The sequence below is a fragment of the Kitasatospora sp. NPDC088391 genome (genome assembly GCF_044753345.1).
In the GTDB taxonomy this organism is placed as follows: domain Bacteria; phylum Actinomycetota; class Actinomycetes; order Streptomycetales; family Streptomycetaceae; genus Kitasatospora.
Map to the genome: position 1 here is coordinate 43743 of NZ_JBIVNB010000016.1, position 15384 is coordinate 59126.

At 74.8% G+C, this 15384-nt stretch carries 16 protein-coding genes; 4 read left to right on the forward strand and 12 right to left on the reverse strand.

Annotated elements, in window-relative coordinates; all coding sequences use genetic code 11:
• Positions 1-42 precede the first annotated feature (42 nt).
• The 4 genes from ACIQBJ_RS32805 to ACIQBJ_RS32820 all read right to left on the reverse strand — a co-directional run bounded on the left by ACIQBJ_RS32805 (position 43) and on the right by ACIQBJ_RS32820 (position 5192).
• Entirely contained in the window at positions 43-1434 is a 1392-nt protein-coding gene (locus ACIQBJ_RS32805) for an NAD(P)/FAD-dependent oxidoreductase (RefSeq protein WP_400718032.1), read from the reverse strand.
• 84 nt (positions 1435-1518) lie between these two features.
• On the reverse strand, positions 1519-1887 hold the full coding sequence (locus ACIQBJ_RS32810; protein WP_400718034.1) for a cupin domain-containing protein: 369 nt from the start codon (positions 1885-1887) through the stop codon (positions 1519-1521).
• Positions 1884-3392, reverse strand: coding sequence for an APC family permease (locus ACIQBJ_RS32815; protein WP_400718036.1), 1509 nt, complete (start codon positions 3390-3392; stop codon positions 1884-1886). The genes ACIQBJ_RS32810 and ACIQBJ_RS32815 overlap by 4 nt, the downstream gene beginning before the upstream one ends.
• Positions 3393-3671: 279 nt before the next feature.
• Positions 3672-5192 (reverse strand): PHB depolymerase family esterase, encoded by a 1521-nt coding sequence (locus tag ACIQBJ_RS32820; RefSeq protein WP_400718038.1) that lies wholly within the window; start codon positions 5190-5192, stop codon positions 3672-3674.
• Positions 5193-5450: 258 nt separating this feature from the next.
• Between ACIQBJ_RS32820 and ACIQBJ_RS32825 the strand changes: the two genes are divergently transcribed.
• Positions 5451-6566 (forward strand): PP2C family protein-serine/threonine phosphatase, encoded by a 1116-nt coding sequence (locus ACIQBJ_RS32825; RefSeq protein ID WP_400718040.1) that lies wholly within the window; start codon positions 5451-5453, stop codon positions 6564-6566.
• A 130-nt stretch (positions 6567-6696) separates the two neighbouring features.
• Complete coding sequence (locus ACIQBJ_RS32830; protein ID WP_400718042.1) at positions 6697-7719, forward strand: 2-dehydropantoate 2-reductase; 1023 nt, start codon at positions 6697-6699, stop codon at positions 7717-7719.
• Positions 7720-7723: 4 nt separating this feature from the next.
• Here the strand turns inward: ACIQBJ_RS32830 and ACIQBJ_RS32835 are convergent, their stop codons facing one another.
• Positions 7724-8167 (reverse strand): hypothetical protein, encoded by a 444-nt coding sequence (locus ACIQBJ_RS32835; RefSeq protein WP_400718044.1) that lies wholly within the window; start codon positions 8165-8167, stop codon positions 7724-7726.
• 122 nt (positions 8168-8289) lie between these two features.
• Here ACIQBJ_RS32835 and ACIQBJ_RS32840 point away from each other — a divergent pair, with 122 nt between their 5' ends.
• Positions 8290-9111, forward strand: a complete 822-nt coding sequence (locus ACIQBJ_RS32840; RefSeq protein WP_400718046.1) for a phosphotransferase family protein — start codon at positions 8290-8292, stop codon at positions 9109-9111.
• A 7-nt stretch (positions 9112-9118) separates the two neighbouring features.
• Here ACIQBJ_RS32840 and ACIQBJ_RS32845 read toward each other — a convergent pair whose 3' ends face one another.
• The 3 genes from ACIQBJ_RS32845 to ACIQBJ_RS32855 form a co-directional block, all read right to left on the reverse strand.
• A complete protein-coding gene (locus ACIQBJ_RS32845) occupies positions 9119-10030 on the reverse strand; it encodes a GNAT family N-acetyltransferase (protein WP_400718048.1) in 912 nt (303 codons plus the stop codon).
• Positions 10031-10085: 55 nt separating this feature from the next.
• Positions 10086-10790, reverse strand: coding sequence for an HAD family hydrolase (locus ACIQBJ_RS32850; RefSeq protein WP_400718050.1), 705 nt, complete (start codon positions 10788-10790; stop codon positions 10086-10088).
• A 107-nt stretch (positions 10791-10897) separates the two neighbouring features.
• On the reverse strand, positions 10898-11437 hold the full coding sequence (locus tag ACIQBJ_RS32855; RefSeq protein ID WP_400718054.1) for a GNAT family N-acetyltransferase: 540 nt from the start codon (positions 11435-11437) through the stop codon (positions 10898-10900).
• A gap of 152 nt (positions 11438-11589) precedes the next feature.
• Between ACIQBJ_RS32855 and ACIQBJ_RS32860 the strand changes: the two genes are divergently transcribed.
• Positions 11590-11997, forward strand: coding sequence for a nuclear transport factor 2 family protein (locus ACIQBJ_RS32860; RefSeq protein WP_400718057.1), 408 nt, complete (start codon positions 11590-11592; stop codon positions 11995-11997).
• A 46-nt stretch (positions 11998-12043) separates the two neighbouring features.
• On the opposite strand, the gene ACIQBJ_RS32865 is transcribed toward ACIQBJ_RS32860, so the two are convergent.
• The 4 genes from ACIQBJ_RS32865 to ACIQBJ_RS32880 form a co-directional block, all read right to left on the reverse strand.
• A complete protein-coding gene (locus tag ACIQBJ_RS32865) occupies positions 12044-12496 on the reverse strand; it encodes a MarR family transcriptional regulator (RefSeq protein WP_400718059.1) in 453 nt (150 codons plus the stop codon).
• 73 nt (positions 12497-12569) lie between these two features.
• Positions 12570-13259, reverse strand: coding sequence for a hypothetical protein (locus tag ACIQBJ_RS32870; RefSeq protein WP_400718061.1), 690 nt, complete (start codon positions 13257-13259; stop codon positions 12570-12572).
• A 295-nt stretch (positions 13260-13554) separates the two neighbouring features.
• Complete coding sequence (locus ACIQBJ_RS32875; protein WP_400718064.1) at positions 13555-14319, reverse strand: hypothetical protein; 765 nt, start codon at positions 14317-14319, stop codon at positions 13555-13557.
• A gap of 93 nt (positions 14320-14412) precedes the next feature.
• Positions 14413-15201 (reverse strand): hypothetical protein, encoded by a 789-nt coding sequence (locus tag ACIQBJ_RS32880; protein WP_400718066.1) that lies wholly within the window; start codon positions 15199-15201, stop codon positions 14413-14415.
• Between the last annotated feature and the right edge of the window lie 183 nt (positions 15202-15384).

Below are 15384 nucleotides of genomic sequence, written 5' to 3' on the forward strand. Positions count from 1 at the left end.
CGGGGAACAACGGGAGCGGGCGGCCGGGGCGGTGGCGGGGTGTCAGCTGTCGAAGCCGAGGCCGAGCCTGTCCATGGTCTTGAGCCAGAGGTTGCGGCGGCCGGCGTTGCGGTCGGCGCGGTCCAGCGACCACTTGGTGAGACCGATGCCGGCCCAGCGGACGGGCTCGGGCGGGAACGGCAGGGGCTTGCGGCGGACCATTTCGAGCGCGGTGCGCTCGGTGGGCTTCCCGGCGAGCAGGTCGAGCATGACCTCCGCGCCGAAGCGGGTCGCGCCGACGCCGAGGCCGGTGTAGCCCGCGGCGAGGGCGACCTTGCCGTGGTAGGCGGTGTCGAAGAAGGCCGAGAACCGGGTGCAGGTGTCGATCGCGCCGCCCCAGGCGTGGGTGAAGCGCAGGCCGTCGAGCTGCGGGAAGGTCTGGAAGAAGTGCCCGGCCAGGGTCCGGTACGTCTCCGGCCGCTGGTCGTACTCGGCGCGGACCTTGGCGCCGTAGTGGTAGATCGCGTCGTAGCCGCCCCACAGGATCCGGTTGTCCGCGGAGATCCGGTAGTAGTGGAACTGGTTGGCGCTGTCGCCGACGCCCTGCCGGCCCTGCCAGCCGATCGAGGCGAGCTGGGCGTCCGTCAGGGGCTCGGTCATCAGCGCGTAGTCGTAGACCGGCACCGTGTAGGGGCGGATGCGCTTGACCAGGGACGGGAAGACGTTGGTGCCGAGGGCGACCTGTCGGGCGTGCACCCGGCCGTAGGGGGTGCGCACGGCCATGCCGCTGCCGGACTCGGCGATGTCGAGCGCCTCGGTGTGCTCGTGGATGCGGACGCCGAGGTCGGCGCAGGCCCGCTTGAGGCCCCAGGCCAGCTTGGCGGGGTGGACCATGGCCACGCCGTCCTTGTCCCAGAGCGCGCCGAGGTAGGTCGGCGAGTCGACCTGGGCGCGGACGGCGTCGGCGTCCAGGAACTCGTAGTCGCCGTACTGGCGGGCGATCTCGTAGAGCTCGTGGAGTTCCTCGACCTGGTGCGGCTCGGTGGCGACGTCGAGTTCGCCGGTGCGCTCCCAGTCGCAGTCGATGCCGTACTTGGCGACGGAGTCCTCGATGGACTGCAGGTTGCGGGCGCCGAGCTGTTCCAGCGCGGCCATCTCGTCGGGCCAGCGCTCCAGGCCGTTGCCGAGGCCGTGGGTGAGGCTGGCGGCGCAGAAGCCGCCGTTGCGGCCGGAGGCGGCCCAGCCGATCTCGCGGGCCTCGATCAGCACGACGTCGCGGGAGGGGTCGCGCTCCTTGGCGATCAGCGCGGTCCACAGGCCGTTGTAGCCGCCGCCGACCACCAGCAGGTCGCAGCGGGTGTCCCCGGTGAGGGCCGAGTCGGCGTCCGGACGGCCGGGGTCCTCCAGCCAGAACGGGGTGGGCCTGGCATCCCGCAGGGCGTGTACGGGGTCCATGTTCTCGGTTCCTTGCCTAGGGGTTCGGCCCGGCCGCGGGGGAAGGGGCGGCCGGGCCGTTCGGTGCTTCGGGTGTCTCGGGTGTCAGAGGTTCTCGGCCGCGTCCGGACCGAGGTTGATGGTGTAGACCTTCCGGAGCGTCTCGTGGACGGTCCAGGTGGTCCGGTCGCCCTCGCGCAGCACGGCCAGGTCGCCGGGACCGAGCTCCAGGACGGGGCCGTCCTCGAAGGCGACGGTGGCCCGGCCGCTGAGGACGACGAACATCTCGTCGGCCTCGGTGTCGGTGACCACCCCGGGGGTGATCTGCCAGATCCCGCGGATCTGGCGGCCGTCGGCGGACTCCCACACCACCTTGCCGGTGACCTCGGGCGTGCCGGAGACGATCTGCCCGGGGTCGAGCGGGTCGGGCTCCAGTTCGGCGTCCGGGACGTGCAGGGCGAAACTGTTGATCATGCCTCGACGCTATCCGCCGAGGGGCCCGCGGCGGCCCTGTCAGTGTGCGTCGAGTCCGGGTGTCCGCCTGACACCTCGTAGACGGTCCGCGTGTCGCCGACCGGGACGACGGCCGCCGCCCCGGGGGCGAGACCGGCCTTGTCGGCGGCGGCGGAGGCGCGGGCGGCCTTGCGGACGGCCAGCAGCGGGTAGAGCAGCAGCGAGATGCCGACCACCACCAGGCAGTAGACGACGGCCTTGGTGCCTTCCTCGTCGTACTGCTTGACGGCGGCCCAGACGCTGATCGCGGTCAGGCAGACGGTGATCAGGCCGACGCTCCACCAGCCGCCGGGGATCTTGTAGGGGCGCTCCAGCTCGGGCTCGCGGATGCGCAGCGCGATCAGCGCGGCGACCTCCAGCAGGATGCCGATGTTGGTGAGGAAGACGTCGAAGATCACCAGGTTGGCGAAGCTGGAGAAGCAGAACAGCGCGTAGACGACCGAGGAGCCGATGATCGAGGCGACCGGCATCTTGTAGCGCTTGCTCTCCTTGGAGACCCACTTGGGCAGGTAGCCGTCCTGCGAGAGCGCGGAGGGCAGCCGGGAGTAGGAGGCGAGCAGCGCGGAGAACATCGCCACCGAGGCGAACAGGCCGCCGATGGTGACGGTGTACTGCAGCCAGGGGCCGGCCAGCTCGCCGGCGATGTCGGAGAACGCGCCGTCCTGCCAGGACTTCCAGCCGGCCTCGCCGTCGGCGCCGACCGCGAGCGCGGCCAGCGAGGGCAGCAGGTAGCCGACGACGATCAGCAGGACCGCCCAGAACAGCGCCCGGGGCAGGTGCTTCTTCGGGTTCTCCATCTCACCGGCGACGGTGGAGACGGAGTCCCAGCCGGAGTAGTTCCACATCACGATGAACAGGCCGGAGCCGAAGGCGTCCCAGGTGGACTGGCCCTGTTCGGCGGTGAACGAGGAGACCGGGTTGGTGCCCTCGGTGACCAGCTGGTAGATGCCGATCGCGGTGAGGAGGACCATCGGGGTGAGGCAGATCAGCGCGAACGCCACCGAGGAGTCGCCGACCCAGCCCGCGCCCATCAGGTTGAGCAGCGTGAAGACGACGATGACGCCGACGCAGATCACCCAGTTCAGGTCGACCTGGATGCCCGCCAGCTCGAACAGCACGTGCTTGCCGGGGGCGACCGCCCCGATCAGGCTCGACAGGTAGGAGGTGAACATGACCGGGTAGAGCGCCATGTCGACGAAGCTGCACACCCACTGCAGCAGGCCCTGCTGGAACGCCCAGAACCGGCCGAGGCCGCGCTTGACCCAGTGGTAGTAGCCGCCCTCGACGGGGATCGCGGTGCCGAGCTCGGCGCAGACCAGGGCGTGCGGGACGCTGTAGATCAGCGGGGCGATCAGGATGAGCAGCATGCCCATGCCCGGCCCGGACGTCGAGAAGAGCGGCTCGATGCCGTAGGCGCCGCCGGAGACGCTGAAGAAGATCAGGGCGACCAGGGGGACCAGGCTCACGCGCTTGGGCGTTGCCCACCGGGTCTCCGGCGGGGCCACGGGGATGGCGGTCATTTTCACCTTGGCAATCGAATGTCGGTACGTATCTGGCGGCACGAGTCTTGCCGCCCGTGTGACCTGGGACAATCTTCCAAGCTGTCAGAGGTCTTGTTGCGCCTCTGACACAGTGGACGCCCGGGGGCCGCGCCCGGCCCGATCGCCCGCCCCGGAGCAGGGCGGGGACGCGGAACGGGCGCGGTCAGGACACGAAACGGACCCGATGCCCGGCCTGATGCCCCGTCAGGCGGCGCAGCCGCCGTCGGCGAGGACGTAGTACCCGGCGGCGGTCTCCTTCAGGGTGTGGGTGACGAACAGGTTCCACAGGCCCATGTTCTGGTTCGAACCGTTGGCGTAGGCGTAGCCGCCGCTCTGGTGGGCGCGGCCGGCGGCGACCTGCTGGTAGTTGTTGTCGGTCCAGCAGCTGACGGGGTGACTGCCGCCGCCGGTGGTGGTGGCGGTGACGGCGGCGGACGCGGCCCCGGTGGTGCCGTCCGGGCCGACGGCGGCGACGGTGTACGGGTAGCCGGTGCCGGCGGTCAGGCCGGTGTCGGTGTAGGCGGTGGCGGTGGCGGTGCCGACCGGGGTGCCGGCGCGGTACACGGTGTAGGAGGCGGCGCCGGGGACGGCGTTCCAGGCGAGCGCGGCGGTGCTGTCGGTGGTGGCGGTGACGGCCAGTCCGGTGGGCGCGGGCAGGGTGCCGGTGCCGGGGGTGCCGCCGCTGCCGTCGAGGCCCCAGAACAGGCCGGTCCAGTAGGAGGAGCAGAGGGTGTTGAGGAAGTAGGCGCCGGTCTGCCCGCAGTTCTCGGTGCCGCCGCCGGGGGCGACGGGCAGGCCGTGGCCCATGCCGGCGACGCTGTACAGCTGGACGGCGGGGCGGCCGGTGCCGTCGTTGTAGGTGCTGAGGGTGGTGCTGCCGGGCAGCGACCGGGTCGTGGCGGCGCCCTGTCCGATGCCCCAGACATCCGTCCACTGGTCGCGCAGTTCGGTGGCGTTGACGGGGGCGACGGTGCTGTCGGAGGTGCCCTGCCAGATCGCCACCCGCGGCCAGGGGCCGGTCCAACCGGGGGCGGAGGCGCGGACCTTGTCGCCCCACTGGGCGGGCGTCAGGTTCCGGCTGCCGTTCTGGCAGCCGGCGGCGGCGGACTGGGTGGTGGCGCACTGGGCGGGCAGGCCGGCGGCGATCGAGCCGCCCGCGAACACGTCGGGGTAGTCGGCGAGCAGGTCGGCGGCCATCCCGGCGCCCGCCGACAGGCCGGTGACGTAGACCCGGGACGGGTCGGAGCCGTAGGCGGCGACGGCCTTGTCGACCATCTGCTTGACCGACAGCGCCTCGCCCCTGCCGCGGGTGTCCTTGCTGCTGTCGAACCAGGAGAAGCAGGACAGCGCGTTGTTGGCGGCGCCGGTCTGCGGGAGGACCAGGGCGAAGCCCCAGCGGTCGGCGAGCTGCGCCCAGCCGGAGCCGTTGTAGTAGTCGGCGGCGGTCTGGGTGCAGCCGTGCAGCGCCACCACCAGCGGCTTGCCGGCCGGCAGCCCGGCCGGGACGTAGCTGTACATGGCGAGGTTGCCGGGGTTGCTGCCGAAGCCGGTGACCTGGACGGGTCCGGCCGCGGACGCCTGCGGCGCCCCGGTCAGCAGCCCGGCGGCCAGCGCGACGCCGACCAGCAGTGCCCGCACCGCCCGCACCGCCCTCGTCGCCCTCGTCGCCTTCGTCCGGCGGCCGGTCCGTCCTGCCGTCGTGCTGGTGCCTGCGCGTCCTGACATGTGGGGGCTCCGCTCTCTGCGAGGTGCTTCCGGTCCGGCGGGGTGGGGGGGTGGCCGGGCACGGTTCGCGGTGAATCATCGGCGCGGGGCGGGCGGCGGCCCATGGGGCGGTGCACCACGGGCGGGCCGGGCGGCATGGCGGCGGCGGACATTGAGGCGGCGTCGGGTTCCCGGTCACCGTCCGCCGCGTCCTTTCGATCACCGCCCTGCCGCGCCTCCCGCGCCGGGCCGGGCCCCGGGGGTAGCGTTCGACGGGTCATGCCCACCATCACCGACGAACCGGACCGGCCCGACGCCTTCCCGTTCCTGACCTCCCTGGTGCGGTTCTCGCCGTTCCTGCTGATCGCCCTGTCGGCGGCGGCGGACGCCGAGACCCCGGCCGGGCAGCGCTACGACCGTTTCGTGGTGGCCGCGCCCGCGCTCGCCGCCGCGACCTGGGGCCCGCTCGGGACGCTGGTGATCGGCACGCTGGCGGTGGTCGCGGAGGTGGTGCTGGCGCTGCTGCGGGAGGGCCGGATCGGCGCCTCGGGCACCTCGGTGATCGCGGCGACGCTGACGGTCAGCCTGGCCGCCGCGTACACCGCGGGCATGCGGGTGCGCCGCGAACGGGACCTGGCGCTGGTGCGCTCGGTGGCGCGGACGGCGCAGGAGGTGGTGCTGCGCCCGCTGCCGGACCGGATCGACGGCGTCGACCTGGCGCTGTACTACCGGGCGGCGGCCGCGCAGGCGCAGATCGGCGGCGACCTGTACGAGGCGGTGCGGACGCCGTACGGGGTGCGGATCATCCTGGGCGACGTGCAGGGCAAGGGGCTGCCGGCGGTGGAGACGGCGGCGGCGCTGCTGGGCTCGTTCCGGGAGGCCGCGTACGACGCGCCGGACCTGCCGAAGCTGGCGGGGCGGCTGGAGACGGGGCTGCGGCGCTACGCGGAGCGGGCGTCCTCGCCGGACGCGGCGGAACGGTTCGCCACCGCGGTGCTGCTGGAGATCCCGGGCGACCGGCCAGAGGCGCGGCTGCTGAACTGCGGGCACCCGTCGCCGCTGCTGGTCCGGGCGGACGGGGTCCGGCCGATCGAGCCGGAGGCGCCGCTGCCGCCGCTGAACCTGTCGGCGCTGGTGTCCTCCGACTACCACCCGCAGACGGTGCCGTTCGGGCCCGGCGACCGCATCCTGCTCTACACCGACGGCGTCAGCGAGACCCGGGACCGGCGCGGCGAGTTCTACCCGCTCACCGAACGCCTGGCCCACTGGACGGCGGAGCCCTCCCCCGTCCTGCTCGACCGCCTCCGCCGCGACCTGCACCGCTACGCGGGCGGCCCGGCCGACGACGACGTCGCCGCGCTGGTCGCCGAACGGCACGTGCCCGCGGACGACTGACGGCCGACAGCCGACGACTGGCCGCCGGCCGCTGACGGACCGTCAGGACGGCGGGTTCGGCTCCCGGTCTCCCCGCTCCGATGACCGGACGGTAGCCTCTTGGGCCGTGCCGATGTCGAAGGAGCCGCCGGTGTCCGAGGACCGTCCCCTGCCGTTGCGGATCGCCGTGTTCGGCGCGGGCAGCATCGGCTGCCGGCTGGGCGGGGCGCTGGCCGCGAACGCCGATGTGACGCTGGTCGGGCGGGCGGCCGCGATGGCCGAACTCGACCGGGAGGGCCTGACCGTGACCGGGCCGGGCGACCGGCGGCTGCACGCCCGGCCGCGCACCGCGGTGGACGCCTCGGCGGTGGCGGGCGCCGACTACGTGCTGGTGACGGTGAAGTCGACGGGTACGGCGGAGGCGGCCCGGCTGCTGGCCCCGCACCTGTCCCCGGGCACGGTGGTGCTGAGTTTCCAGAACGGGCTGCACAACGCGGAGGTGCTGCGCGCGGGCCTGCCGGGGCACCGGGTGCTGGCGGGCATGGTGCCGTACAACGTGGTGCGCACCGGCCCGGCCTCGTTCCACCAGGGCACCGAGGGCCGGCTGATGCTCGAACGGGCGGACGCCGCCGCCCCGTTCGGGCGGGTGGCGCGGGCGGCGGGGGTGCCGGTGGAGGCCCGCGCCGACATGCCGCAGGTGCAGGCGGCGAAGCTGCTGCTGAACCTGAACAACGCCGTGAACGCGCTGTCCGGCCTGCCGCTGCGCGAGCAGCTCGGCAGCCGCCCGTACCGGCTGGTGCTGGCCCGCTGCCAGCGCGAGGCGCTGGCGGCGTTCCGGGCCGCGGGCCTGCTGCCGGCCCGGCTGGGGCCGGTGCCCGCGCCGTGGACGCCCGCCGTGCTGGGGCTGCCGGACGGGGTGTTCCGCCGGGTCGCGGCGGCGAGCCTGCGGGTGGACGCGCAGGCCCGCTCCTCGATGTGGGAGGACCTGCAGCGGGGCCGCCCGACCGAGGTCGACGAACTGCAGGGCGAGGTGGTCGCCCTGGCGGAGCGTCACGGCCTGCCGGCCCCGGCCAACCGGCGCCTGCACGCCCTGGTCCGGGCCGCCGAGGCGGCGCAGGCGCCGCCGCGCTGGTCCGGCCCGGACCTGCTGGCCGCCCTCGACCGGGAGGGCTGAGGGCTCAGCCCCGGCCCGGGTCCGTGAGGTGGTTGTCCTGGTTCATGGTGCCGACCTTGCCGATCTGCAGGGTGATGCCGTGGGTGCCGCCGGAGATCTCGTTGTGGATGTGGTTGACCTCGACCCGGGTGCCGGGCCCGGGCCGCAGGGTCTCCAGCAGTTCGCGCAGTTCGACGGCGGCGTCGGGGTGCGCGGTGAGGACGGCCAGCAGCCGCTGCTCCCAGTCGCGTTCGACCCTGGCCCGCAGTTCGGGCTGCTCCCGCTCCTCGGCGTCCAGCAGTTCCGCGTAGTCGACCTCCAGCCGGGCCGCCTCGACCCGGCCCTCCCGGCCCCGGGTCAGCAGCCGGCCGACCCGGTCGCGGACCTGCGCCCACAGGTCGGTCGCCACGGCGCCCGCCATCGCGGTCGCGCCCGCCGCCGCCAGTTCGGCCAGTTCGGTACCCACCATTGCCGTTCCCCCTTCGTCCGTCACGGGTATCCCCACCTTAGTGATGCGCGCCCCCGTCCGGGCGCGCGTCCCCCGACCGGGCCGGTTCCCTGGCCCTCGCCCCCGGGAGCCGACGGACCGCCATGACCTCGCAGACCCCGCCCTGGAGCACCCACCTGCTCGACCTCGGGCCGGAGACCGTCCGCAAGCGCTTCCGCCCGGGGGCCGACGGCGAGGCGGCCCGGGAGTGGCGGGCGCTGACCCTGCTGGACCGGTACGCGCCGGGGCTGGCGCCGCGCCCGCTCGCCCGGGCGGACGGGGTGGTGACGATGTCCCGGCTGCCGGGGGTGCCGCTGCGCGGGGGCGCGCTGACGCCGGAGCGGCTGGACGCGCTGGCCGGGGCGGTGGACCGGCTGCTGCGGGCCGTCCCGGCGGAGGTCGCGGCCCGGCTGCCGGCCCGGCGCTGGGACGTGCCGCACACCGTGGCGGCGATCCGGGCCCGGGCCGGGGCCGCCCCGCCGCCCGCGGACCCGGAGCAGCGCCGCGCCCTGGCCGAGGGGCTGCGCTGGCTGGCGGTCGCCGAACCCGACCTGCGGGCCTACGGGTTGGCGACCCGGCCGGTGCTGGGGCAGGCGGACGGGAACCTGGCGAACTTCCTCTGGGACGGGGCGGACGTCCGGCTGGTCGACTTCGAGGACTCGGGGCGCAGCGACCGCCCGTACGAGCTGGCGGAGCTGCTGGAGCACGTGTCGGCGTGGGTCCACCCGGGGGCGGTGCTGGACGGGGCGGAGCTGGTGGCGCGGTTCGGGCTGTCGGCGGCGGAGTCGCGCCGCCTGCTGGTGTGCCGCCGGCTGTTCGCGCTGCTGTGGCTGGTGCTGCTGGGCGCGGGCCCGGCCGGGCTGCGGGACAACCCGCCGGACACGGTGTCCCGGCAGGCCGCGCGGCTGCGGGCGCTGCTGGGCTGACGTGCCGTCAGGGGGTGGTGAGGTCCTTGCCGACCACGGAGGTGGCGCGGCGCACCGTCATGCCGATCTTCAGGTAGAGGTCGAGCGCACCGGTGCCGGAGTGGGTCCACAGCGTGCCGTGGGCGAGCCCGGCGCGCCGGCAGGCGGCGAAGCTGTACCGGAGCAGGTGGCGGGCGATGCCGCGGTGGCGGAACTCCCGGTCGACGGCGAGGGTCTCGACGTAGCCGTCGGTGCTGCCGGGGCGGACCAGGGACAGGGCGGCGCCGACCACCCGGCCGTCGACCAGGGCCAGCGGGGAGCGGTCGGGGGCGAAGCTCTCGCGGTGGAGGTGGAAGGCCGCCCACTCCTCGAACGGCTTGCTGCGCTCCTGCCAGTCGCCGAAGGCCGCGTCGGAGAGGCGGTGGACGGCGTGCGCGTCGTCGGGGTGGAACGGGCGGACCGTCACCCCGGCGGGCGGGGGCGGGAGTTCGGTGTCGTCGAGCGGGATCTCCAGCAGCCAGTTGGTGGCCCTGGGCCGGTAGCCGTGCGTCTGCAGCAGGGCGACGGCGGCGGGGTCGCGGTCGTCGACGGTCTGGGTGAGCAGGCTGTCGCCGCGTTCGCGGGCGCGCCGTTCGGTCCAGTCGAGCAGGGCGGCTCCCAGTCCCCGGCCCCGGTGCCCGGGGTGGACGGCGACGGCGGTGCGGCGGTCGGTCCAGGCCCAGGCGGCGAGGTCCCCGCCGGGTGCGCGGACCAGGACGACGTCGGCGGCGGGGTCGAGGCCGTCCCGCTTCAGGACGGCGTCGAGCGCGTCGGGGTCGGCGGTGGCGTCCGGGTCGAGCACGGTCCGGCAGGCCGCGGCCAGGGCCTGCAGCCGGGGCCGGTCGGCCGCCGGGTCGATCGGGTGCGCGGTGTAGCCGGCGGGCAGGTGCGGTGCGGCCATGCGTCGTTCCCCCTCGGTGTGGTGGGTCGGCGGTGTCGGTCGTGCGGACGGTGCGTCAGGCGGCGGGCCGGGCCGCGACGGCGTGCAGCAGGGCGGGCAGGCGGCGCAGGTCGTCGAGGAGGACGGCGCCGGTGCCGGTGGCGCGCAGGGCGGCGCCGGTCGGGCCGCCGGTGTAGCCGTAGCAGCGCATGCCGGCGGCCCGGCCGGCCGCGAGGCCGTTCGGGCTGTCCTCGACCACGGCGCACGCCGCGGGGGCGTGGCCCGTCCGGGCGGCGGCGTGCAGGAAGACGTCGGGGAAGGGCTTGCCCCGGGGGACCTCGCTCGCGCTGAAGATCCGGCCCTCGAACAGCTCGTACAGACCGGTCCGGCCGAGGGTGTGCCGCATCTTCTCGTGGCTGCCGCTGGAGGCGACGCAGTACGGCAGGTCGAGCCCGGCCAGCGCCTCCGCGATGCCGTCGACGGGGGTGAGTCCGGCGTCCACCTGCTCCCGGTGCCGCTCCTCGAAGCGCCGCTCCCACTCGGCGGCGGCCTCGGCGCCCAGCCGGTCGCGGACCTGCTGCCAGATCGCGGCGTGCGTCCGCCCGATGAACCGGGCCACCACCTCGTCGGCGGACAGCGGCCAGCCCAGTTGGGCGCCGATCTCCACCTGGAGCCGGACCGCGATCCGCTCGGTGTCCACCAGCACGCCGTCGCAGTCGAAGATCACCAGCTCCACGGGGGCGAGCAGCGGTTCGTCCACGGTCTCCTGAAGGTCTGTCACCGGGGCAGCATAGGCACGGACGGCTCCGCGATCATCCCGATATTCCGCCCGGGCCGCGTTCTCCCCGGTGGGAGCCGGGCCCCGGTCCGCACCGTCGTCCACCGCGGTCACGGTCTGACGTAGCGCCACATGTCGCGCGGTTCGCCGCCGATCTCCTGGTGGGCGGTCCGCAGCCCGGCCCGCCGGTAGCCGGACCGTTCGGCGGTGCGCAGCGAGGCGGCGTTCCACGGCTCCACGTGCAACTCCAGCCGGGCGATGCCGAGTTCCTCCAGCGCCCACCTGCTGACGGCGCGCAGCCCGATCCCGGCGGCGCCCCGGCCGCGCGCCGAGGGGGCCAGCCAGTAGCCGGTGGACGCGCACCCGCGCAGCGCGAGGTCGGCGACCCACAGCCCGACGTTCCCGACCGGCCGCCCCTCGGGGTCGACCAGCACGAAGGGGTAGCCCGTCCCGATCTCCGTCCGCCGCCACTGCCGCTCCAGGAACGCGGCGGCCGCCGCCTCCCCGTACGGCGCGGGCACCGTGGTGATCAGCGGAATGTACGGGTCCGCCGCGGCCTCCCGCAGCAACCCGGTGTCCGCCTCCCGCCACCCGCGCAGCCGGTACCCGCGCTCGGCCGCCAGCTCGGGCATCTCCCTGGGAAGTTCCATACCGCCATTCTCCCCCGCCCCCGGCTCCGGCCCGGCGGGTGTCCGCCGGTGCCGTTCGTCCTGGGAGGAACGTCCGACGGGCTGTCATGATGGTCGTGCTGTCACCGTCGGCGGGGGTTCCGCCGCACTGCTCGGGGGAGTCCACTGTGTCCGTGCCCACCGCTTCGGAAGTCCTGGCCCGCTACCGGCGGGCGATGCTCGACCTGGACGCGGACGCGCTGGCCGCGCTCTACGCGCCGGACGCGGTGCACGAGTTCCCGTTCCGCTTCCCCGGGTTCCCGGAGCGCTTCGAGGGGCGGGAGGCCGTCCGGGCCGGGTACGCGGCGGCGTGGGCGGCGACACCGGCCCGGCCGAGGGAGATCGTCGAAACGGGGCTGCACCGCTCGGCGGACGACCCGGAGGTCCTGCTGGTGGAGCAGACGGTGCGCGGTGAACTCGCGGGTGGGCGCGGGGAGTTCACGATGACCGGGCTGCTGGTGCTGCGGGTCAGGAACGGCCTGCTGGTGCACGTCCGCGACTACCTGGACGGCCTGGCGGCCTCCGGCGGCCGCCCGTCCTGACGCCCCGTCACCCGGCGGCGTCACCCGGCGGCGGCGGTACGGCCGGTCACTCCTGGACGAGGCGTTCCAGGACGGCCATCGCGGCGATCACGGTCTGCCGTTCCTCCTCGGTGCACTTGGTGCGGAGTTCGGCGGCGAGCCACTCGCCGCGGGCCCGGCGCCCCTGCTCGCCGCGGCGGCGTCCCTCGGGGGTGAGGGCGATCAGCAGTCGGCGCCCGTCGCCGGGGTCGCGGCGGCGCTCCACCAGCCCCTGGTCGGCGAGCGCGGCGATGGTGGTGGCCATCGACTGGTGGCGCATGCCCTCGGCGGCGGCCAGGTCACTGGTGGTCAGCCCGTGGCCGCCGCTGTCCAACAGCCGCCCCACGGCGGCGGCCTGGGTGAGCGTGAAGTCCCCGATGCCGGTGGCCGCGCGGATCCGGCGGCGCAGTTTGCCGATCACCGAGCGCACCTGCTGGGAGGCGCGCAGGGCGGACGGCGCGGCGTCGGGCTCTTCGCTCATGGGGTTCAGCGTAGGTTTCCCCCGGTGCTATGTACAGTTTTACTGTAGATGTGTGCGACGGCACCGGTACGGTTCAGGCCAGCGGGAGGCCGTACTCCGCGAGCCAGTTGCGCAACTGCTCCCGTTCGGTGCGGACCAGCGAACCGCCGGTGAACCGCGGGTCGTCGGTGAGTTCGGCGAGGCAGCCGGGCGGTGGAACGAACGTTTCTGCATCCTCGGCGGACTCGAACTCGGCTTCGGCGAGCACCAGTCCGCGCAGCGCCCCCTCGAAGGCGTCCACCCCGAGCGGGCCGACGCTCAACCGGGTCTTCACCAGGTCGGGGCCGGGCAGCGTCGTCAGCAGCAGCGCGTGCTCCTCCGCCGAGAGGTACAGGTTGGTGATCAGGCCCTGCACCGCGCCGGCGCCCGCCCCCGGCGGCGCCGGGAGCTTCTGGGTCAGCTTGTACGCGCACTCGCCGGTGTCCAGCCGTTCCATCCGGCGCAGCCGCAGCCGGGTGCCGGTCACGTACCGGTCGGTGATCCGGCGGGCGACGGTGACGGCGGCCGGCGACGGCGCCCCGGCCAGCAGGAAGCGGCGCTCCCGTTCGACCCGCGCGTACTTGCCGATGGCCGCCCCCGGCCACTCCGACCGTTCCGACCGTTCCGGCCGCTCCGGTCCGGTGGGGGCCGACTGCCCCGGGCCCTTCGCCCACTCCTCCGCCGACCGGTCCACCGGTCGGTCCGCCGTCCGGTCCTCCGGGCGCTCCCCCGTGCACTCCCCCATGCGCTGCTTCTTCCCCTCTGTGGTGCTCTCCCCGTGCCGCGCCCGCCCCGCCGTGGCGGCGGCGATCCGCGCGGCTCCCCGTCGGCCGCCGGACCGGAACCCCGGAACCCCCGTCCCGCCGCGTCGGGCGACCTTCGTCCAGCCTAGACCGGGAACCGGCCCCGCACGGCCGACCCGCCCGGATACCCCCGGACGGGTGTCCCCGTCGAAAGGCCCGCACGTTCCGCCGGCTGCGACCGGACGGTCCGTGCGGGCCGCTCCCGGGGGTACCGGGCCGACTCGGCCGGCCGCTGCCTCAGCCGCCCAGTGACGGGAACAGGCTGAGGAAGGGGTCCGTGGTGACGGAGATGCCCCGGCCGAACGGGTCGTCGAAGTCCCAGATCAGGAACAGCAGGAACCCGATCAGCGCGGCGAAGGTGCCGGCCAGGATCAGTTCGCGCGCCGAGCGGCGGATCTGCAGGGCGAACACCATGCCCACCGTGATCACCGCGCCGATGATGAGGCCGAACCAGACCACGCCGGGCATGGTCGGGCCGACGTTCCCGCCGCGCGAGGTGCGGGCCTCGTCGACGGTGGCGATCCGCTCCATCATCGCCTGGTACGCCTGCGCCTGGTTGTCGTTCTCCGAGGCGTGGGTGGCGACGTCGGTGCGCAGCTTGGCGAGCAGGTCGTCGCCCTCCGGGGAGATCTCCCCCTCGACGCGCATGTGGTGCCACTCGCTGTTCACCACGAAGCTGACGTAGGCGTCGACGTCCTTGTTCACCACCGCGCGGAAGTCGGCGGGGAACACCTCCGCGCGGGCGCTGATCTCGTGCAGGGCCTGGGCCTCGCGCTGCACGTCGTCCTGCGCGGACGCCCGGGACTCCCAGACGCCGGCGATCGCCAGGCCGAGCACGATGGCATAGACCACGCCGATCATCATCGTCATGTACTCGATGACGTCGGGCGTCTCCGAGGTGTCCTCGTCCTCGGCGGCTCTACGACTTCTCAGCAGCACGACCACGACGACGACCAGGCAGGCGCCGGCCATCACAAGGGCGAGTGCCAGCCATTCGGGCATGACGGTTCCTCTCCTGAATTGTTCGAATCGTTCGACTCGTTCGACCTGAAGAACGGGAAGGAAGGGGCGCTGCGCCGCGCGGCCGACGCTCCGTCAGGAGCGGCCGCGGCGGGCGCCACCGGTGCCACCGGCCTTGCCGCGCGGGCGCAGCGCCGCGGCGGCGAGCACCGCGGGCACGGTGACCACCAGCATCGTGGTGGTGGTCGGCACGGCCTTGTGCCTGGGTGCGGCCGCGGGCTGGAGCGGCGGCGGCAGGTGCACGGACGGCTTCGGCGCGGGCCGCACGGGCGCGGGGCTCGCGGGCGGCGGCGAAGGCGGCTCCGGGCTGGGCGCGGGCGGCGGCACCGGGGTGCGGACCGGCGGCAGCACGGGGACCGGCGAAGGCTTCGGCGGCACCGGCGGCGCGGGCGTCGGCGGCCGCGGCGCGGGGGTGGGCGTGGGGGTCGGGGTGGGCTTCGGACTCGGCGTCGGCGTGGGCTTCGGCGTGGGGGTGGGCGTGGGCGTCGGCTTCGGGGTCGGCTTCGGCGTGGGGGGATGGCAGTGGTGCCCGTGCCCGTCGTGATCGTCGCCGTCATCGTCGTCGCCGTGCCCACCGTGACCGCCGCCGCCCTGCGGCCGGAGCGGGACGCTCGCCCCGCCGCCGGCGTCCACCTCGACGTGCACGCCCCCGGCGGTGACCGCGGTGTGCACCTTGACGCAGATGTCGAGCCGGTGGTCGTCCCGGTCGTGGGCGACGGACGCGGCCTGCGCGGCGCCGGTCAGCACGGCGCACACCACCGCGACCCCGGCCAGCGCGGCTGCGGCGCGGGCGCCCCGCCGGGCACCGGACCGGGCCGTTGGGGGGATCGGCGGGCCGTCGGGTCTGGAGAGTGGTAAGGCCACGGGGGCCGTCCCGTCACCGGCGGGCGGCCGGTCGTTGCGCTGCATGGGGCGTGGTCCAACCTTCCGATGGCTGTGGGCGACTGGCCGGGGGCGGGCCGGGGCGGTGAGCGGGACAGCGGGGCGCTCGCCGCTTCGGGTACGGCCGGGGCGGCCGGAGCGCAGTCGAGGGCGCGCCGGACGATC

Coding starts and splice junctions, on each gene's coding strand:
- ACIQBJ_RS32855 (WP_400718054.1), bottom strand. CDS start 11,437: ATGGAACTTCCCAGGGAGATGCCCGAGCTGGCGGCCGAGCGCGGGTAC.
- ACIQBJ_RS32870 (WP_400718061.1), bottom strand. CDS start 13,259: ATGGGGGAGTGCACGGGGGAGCGCCCGGAGGACCGGACGGCGGACCGA.
- ACIQBJ_RS32865 (WP_400718059.1), bottom strand. CDS start 12,496: ATGAGCGAAGAGCCCGACGCCGCGCCGTCCGCCCTGCGCGCCTCCCAG.
- ACIQBJ_RS32845 (WP_400718048.1), bottom strand. CDS start 10,030: ATGGCCGCACCGCACCTGCCCGCCGGCTACACCGCGCACCCGATCGAC.
- ACIQBJ_RS32805 (WP_400718032.1), bottom strand. CDS start 1,434: ATGGACCCCGTACACGCCCTGCGGGATGCCAGGCCCACCCCGTTCTGG.
- ACIQBJ_RS32875 (WP_400718064.1), bottom strand. CDS start 14,319: ATGCCCGAATGGCTGGCACTCGCCCTTGTGATGGCCGGCGCCTGCCTG.
- ACIQBJ_RS32835 (WP_400718044.1), bottom strand. CDS start 8,167: ATGGTGGGTACCGAACTGGCCGAACTGGCGGCGGCGGGCGCGACCGCG.
- ACIQBJ_RS32810 (WP_400718034.1), bottom strand. CDS start 1,887: ATGATCAACAGTTTCGCCCTGCACGTCCCGGACGCCGAACTGGAGCCC.
- ACIQBJ_RS32825 (WP_400718040.1), top strand. CDS start 5,451: ATGCCCACCATCACCGACGAACCGGACCGGCCCGACGCCTTCCCGTTC.
- ACIQBJ_RS32820 (WP_400718038.1), bottom strand. CDS start 5,192: ATGTCAGGACGCGCAGGCACCAGCACGACGGCAGGACGGACCGGCCGC.
- ACIQBJ_RS32840 (WP_400718046.1), top strand. CDS start 8,290: ATGACCTCGCAGACCCCGCCCTGGAGCACCCACCTGCTCGACCTCGGG.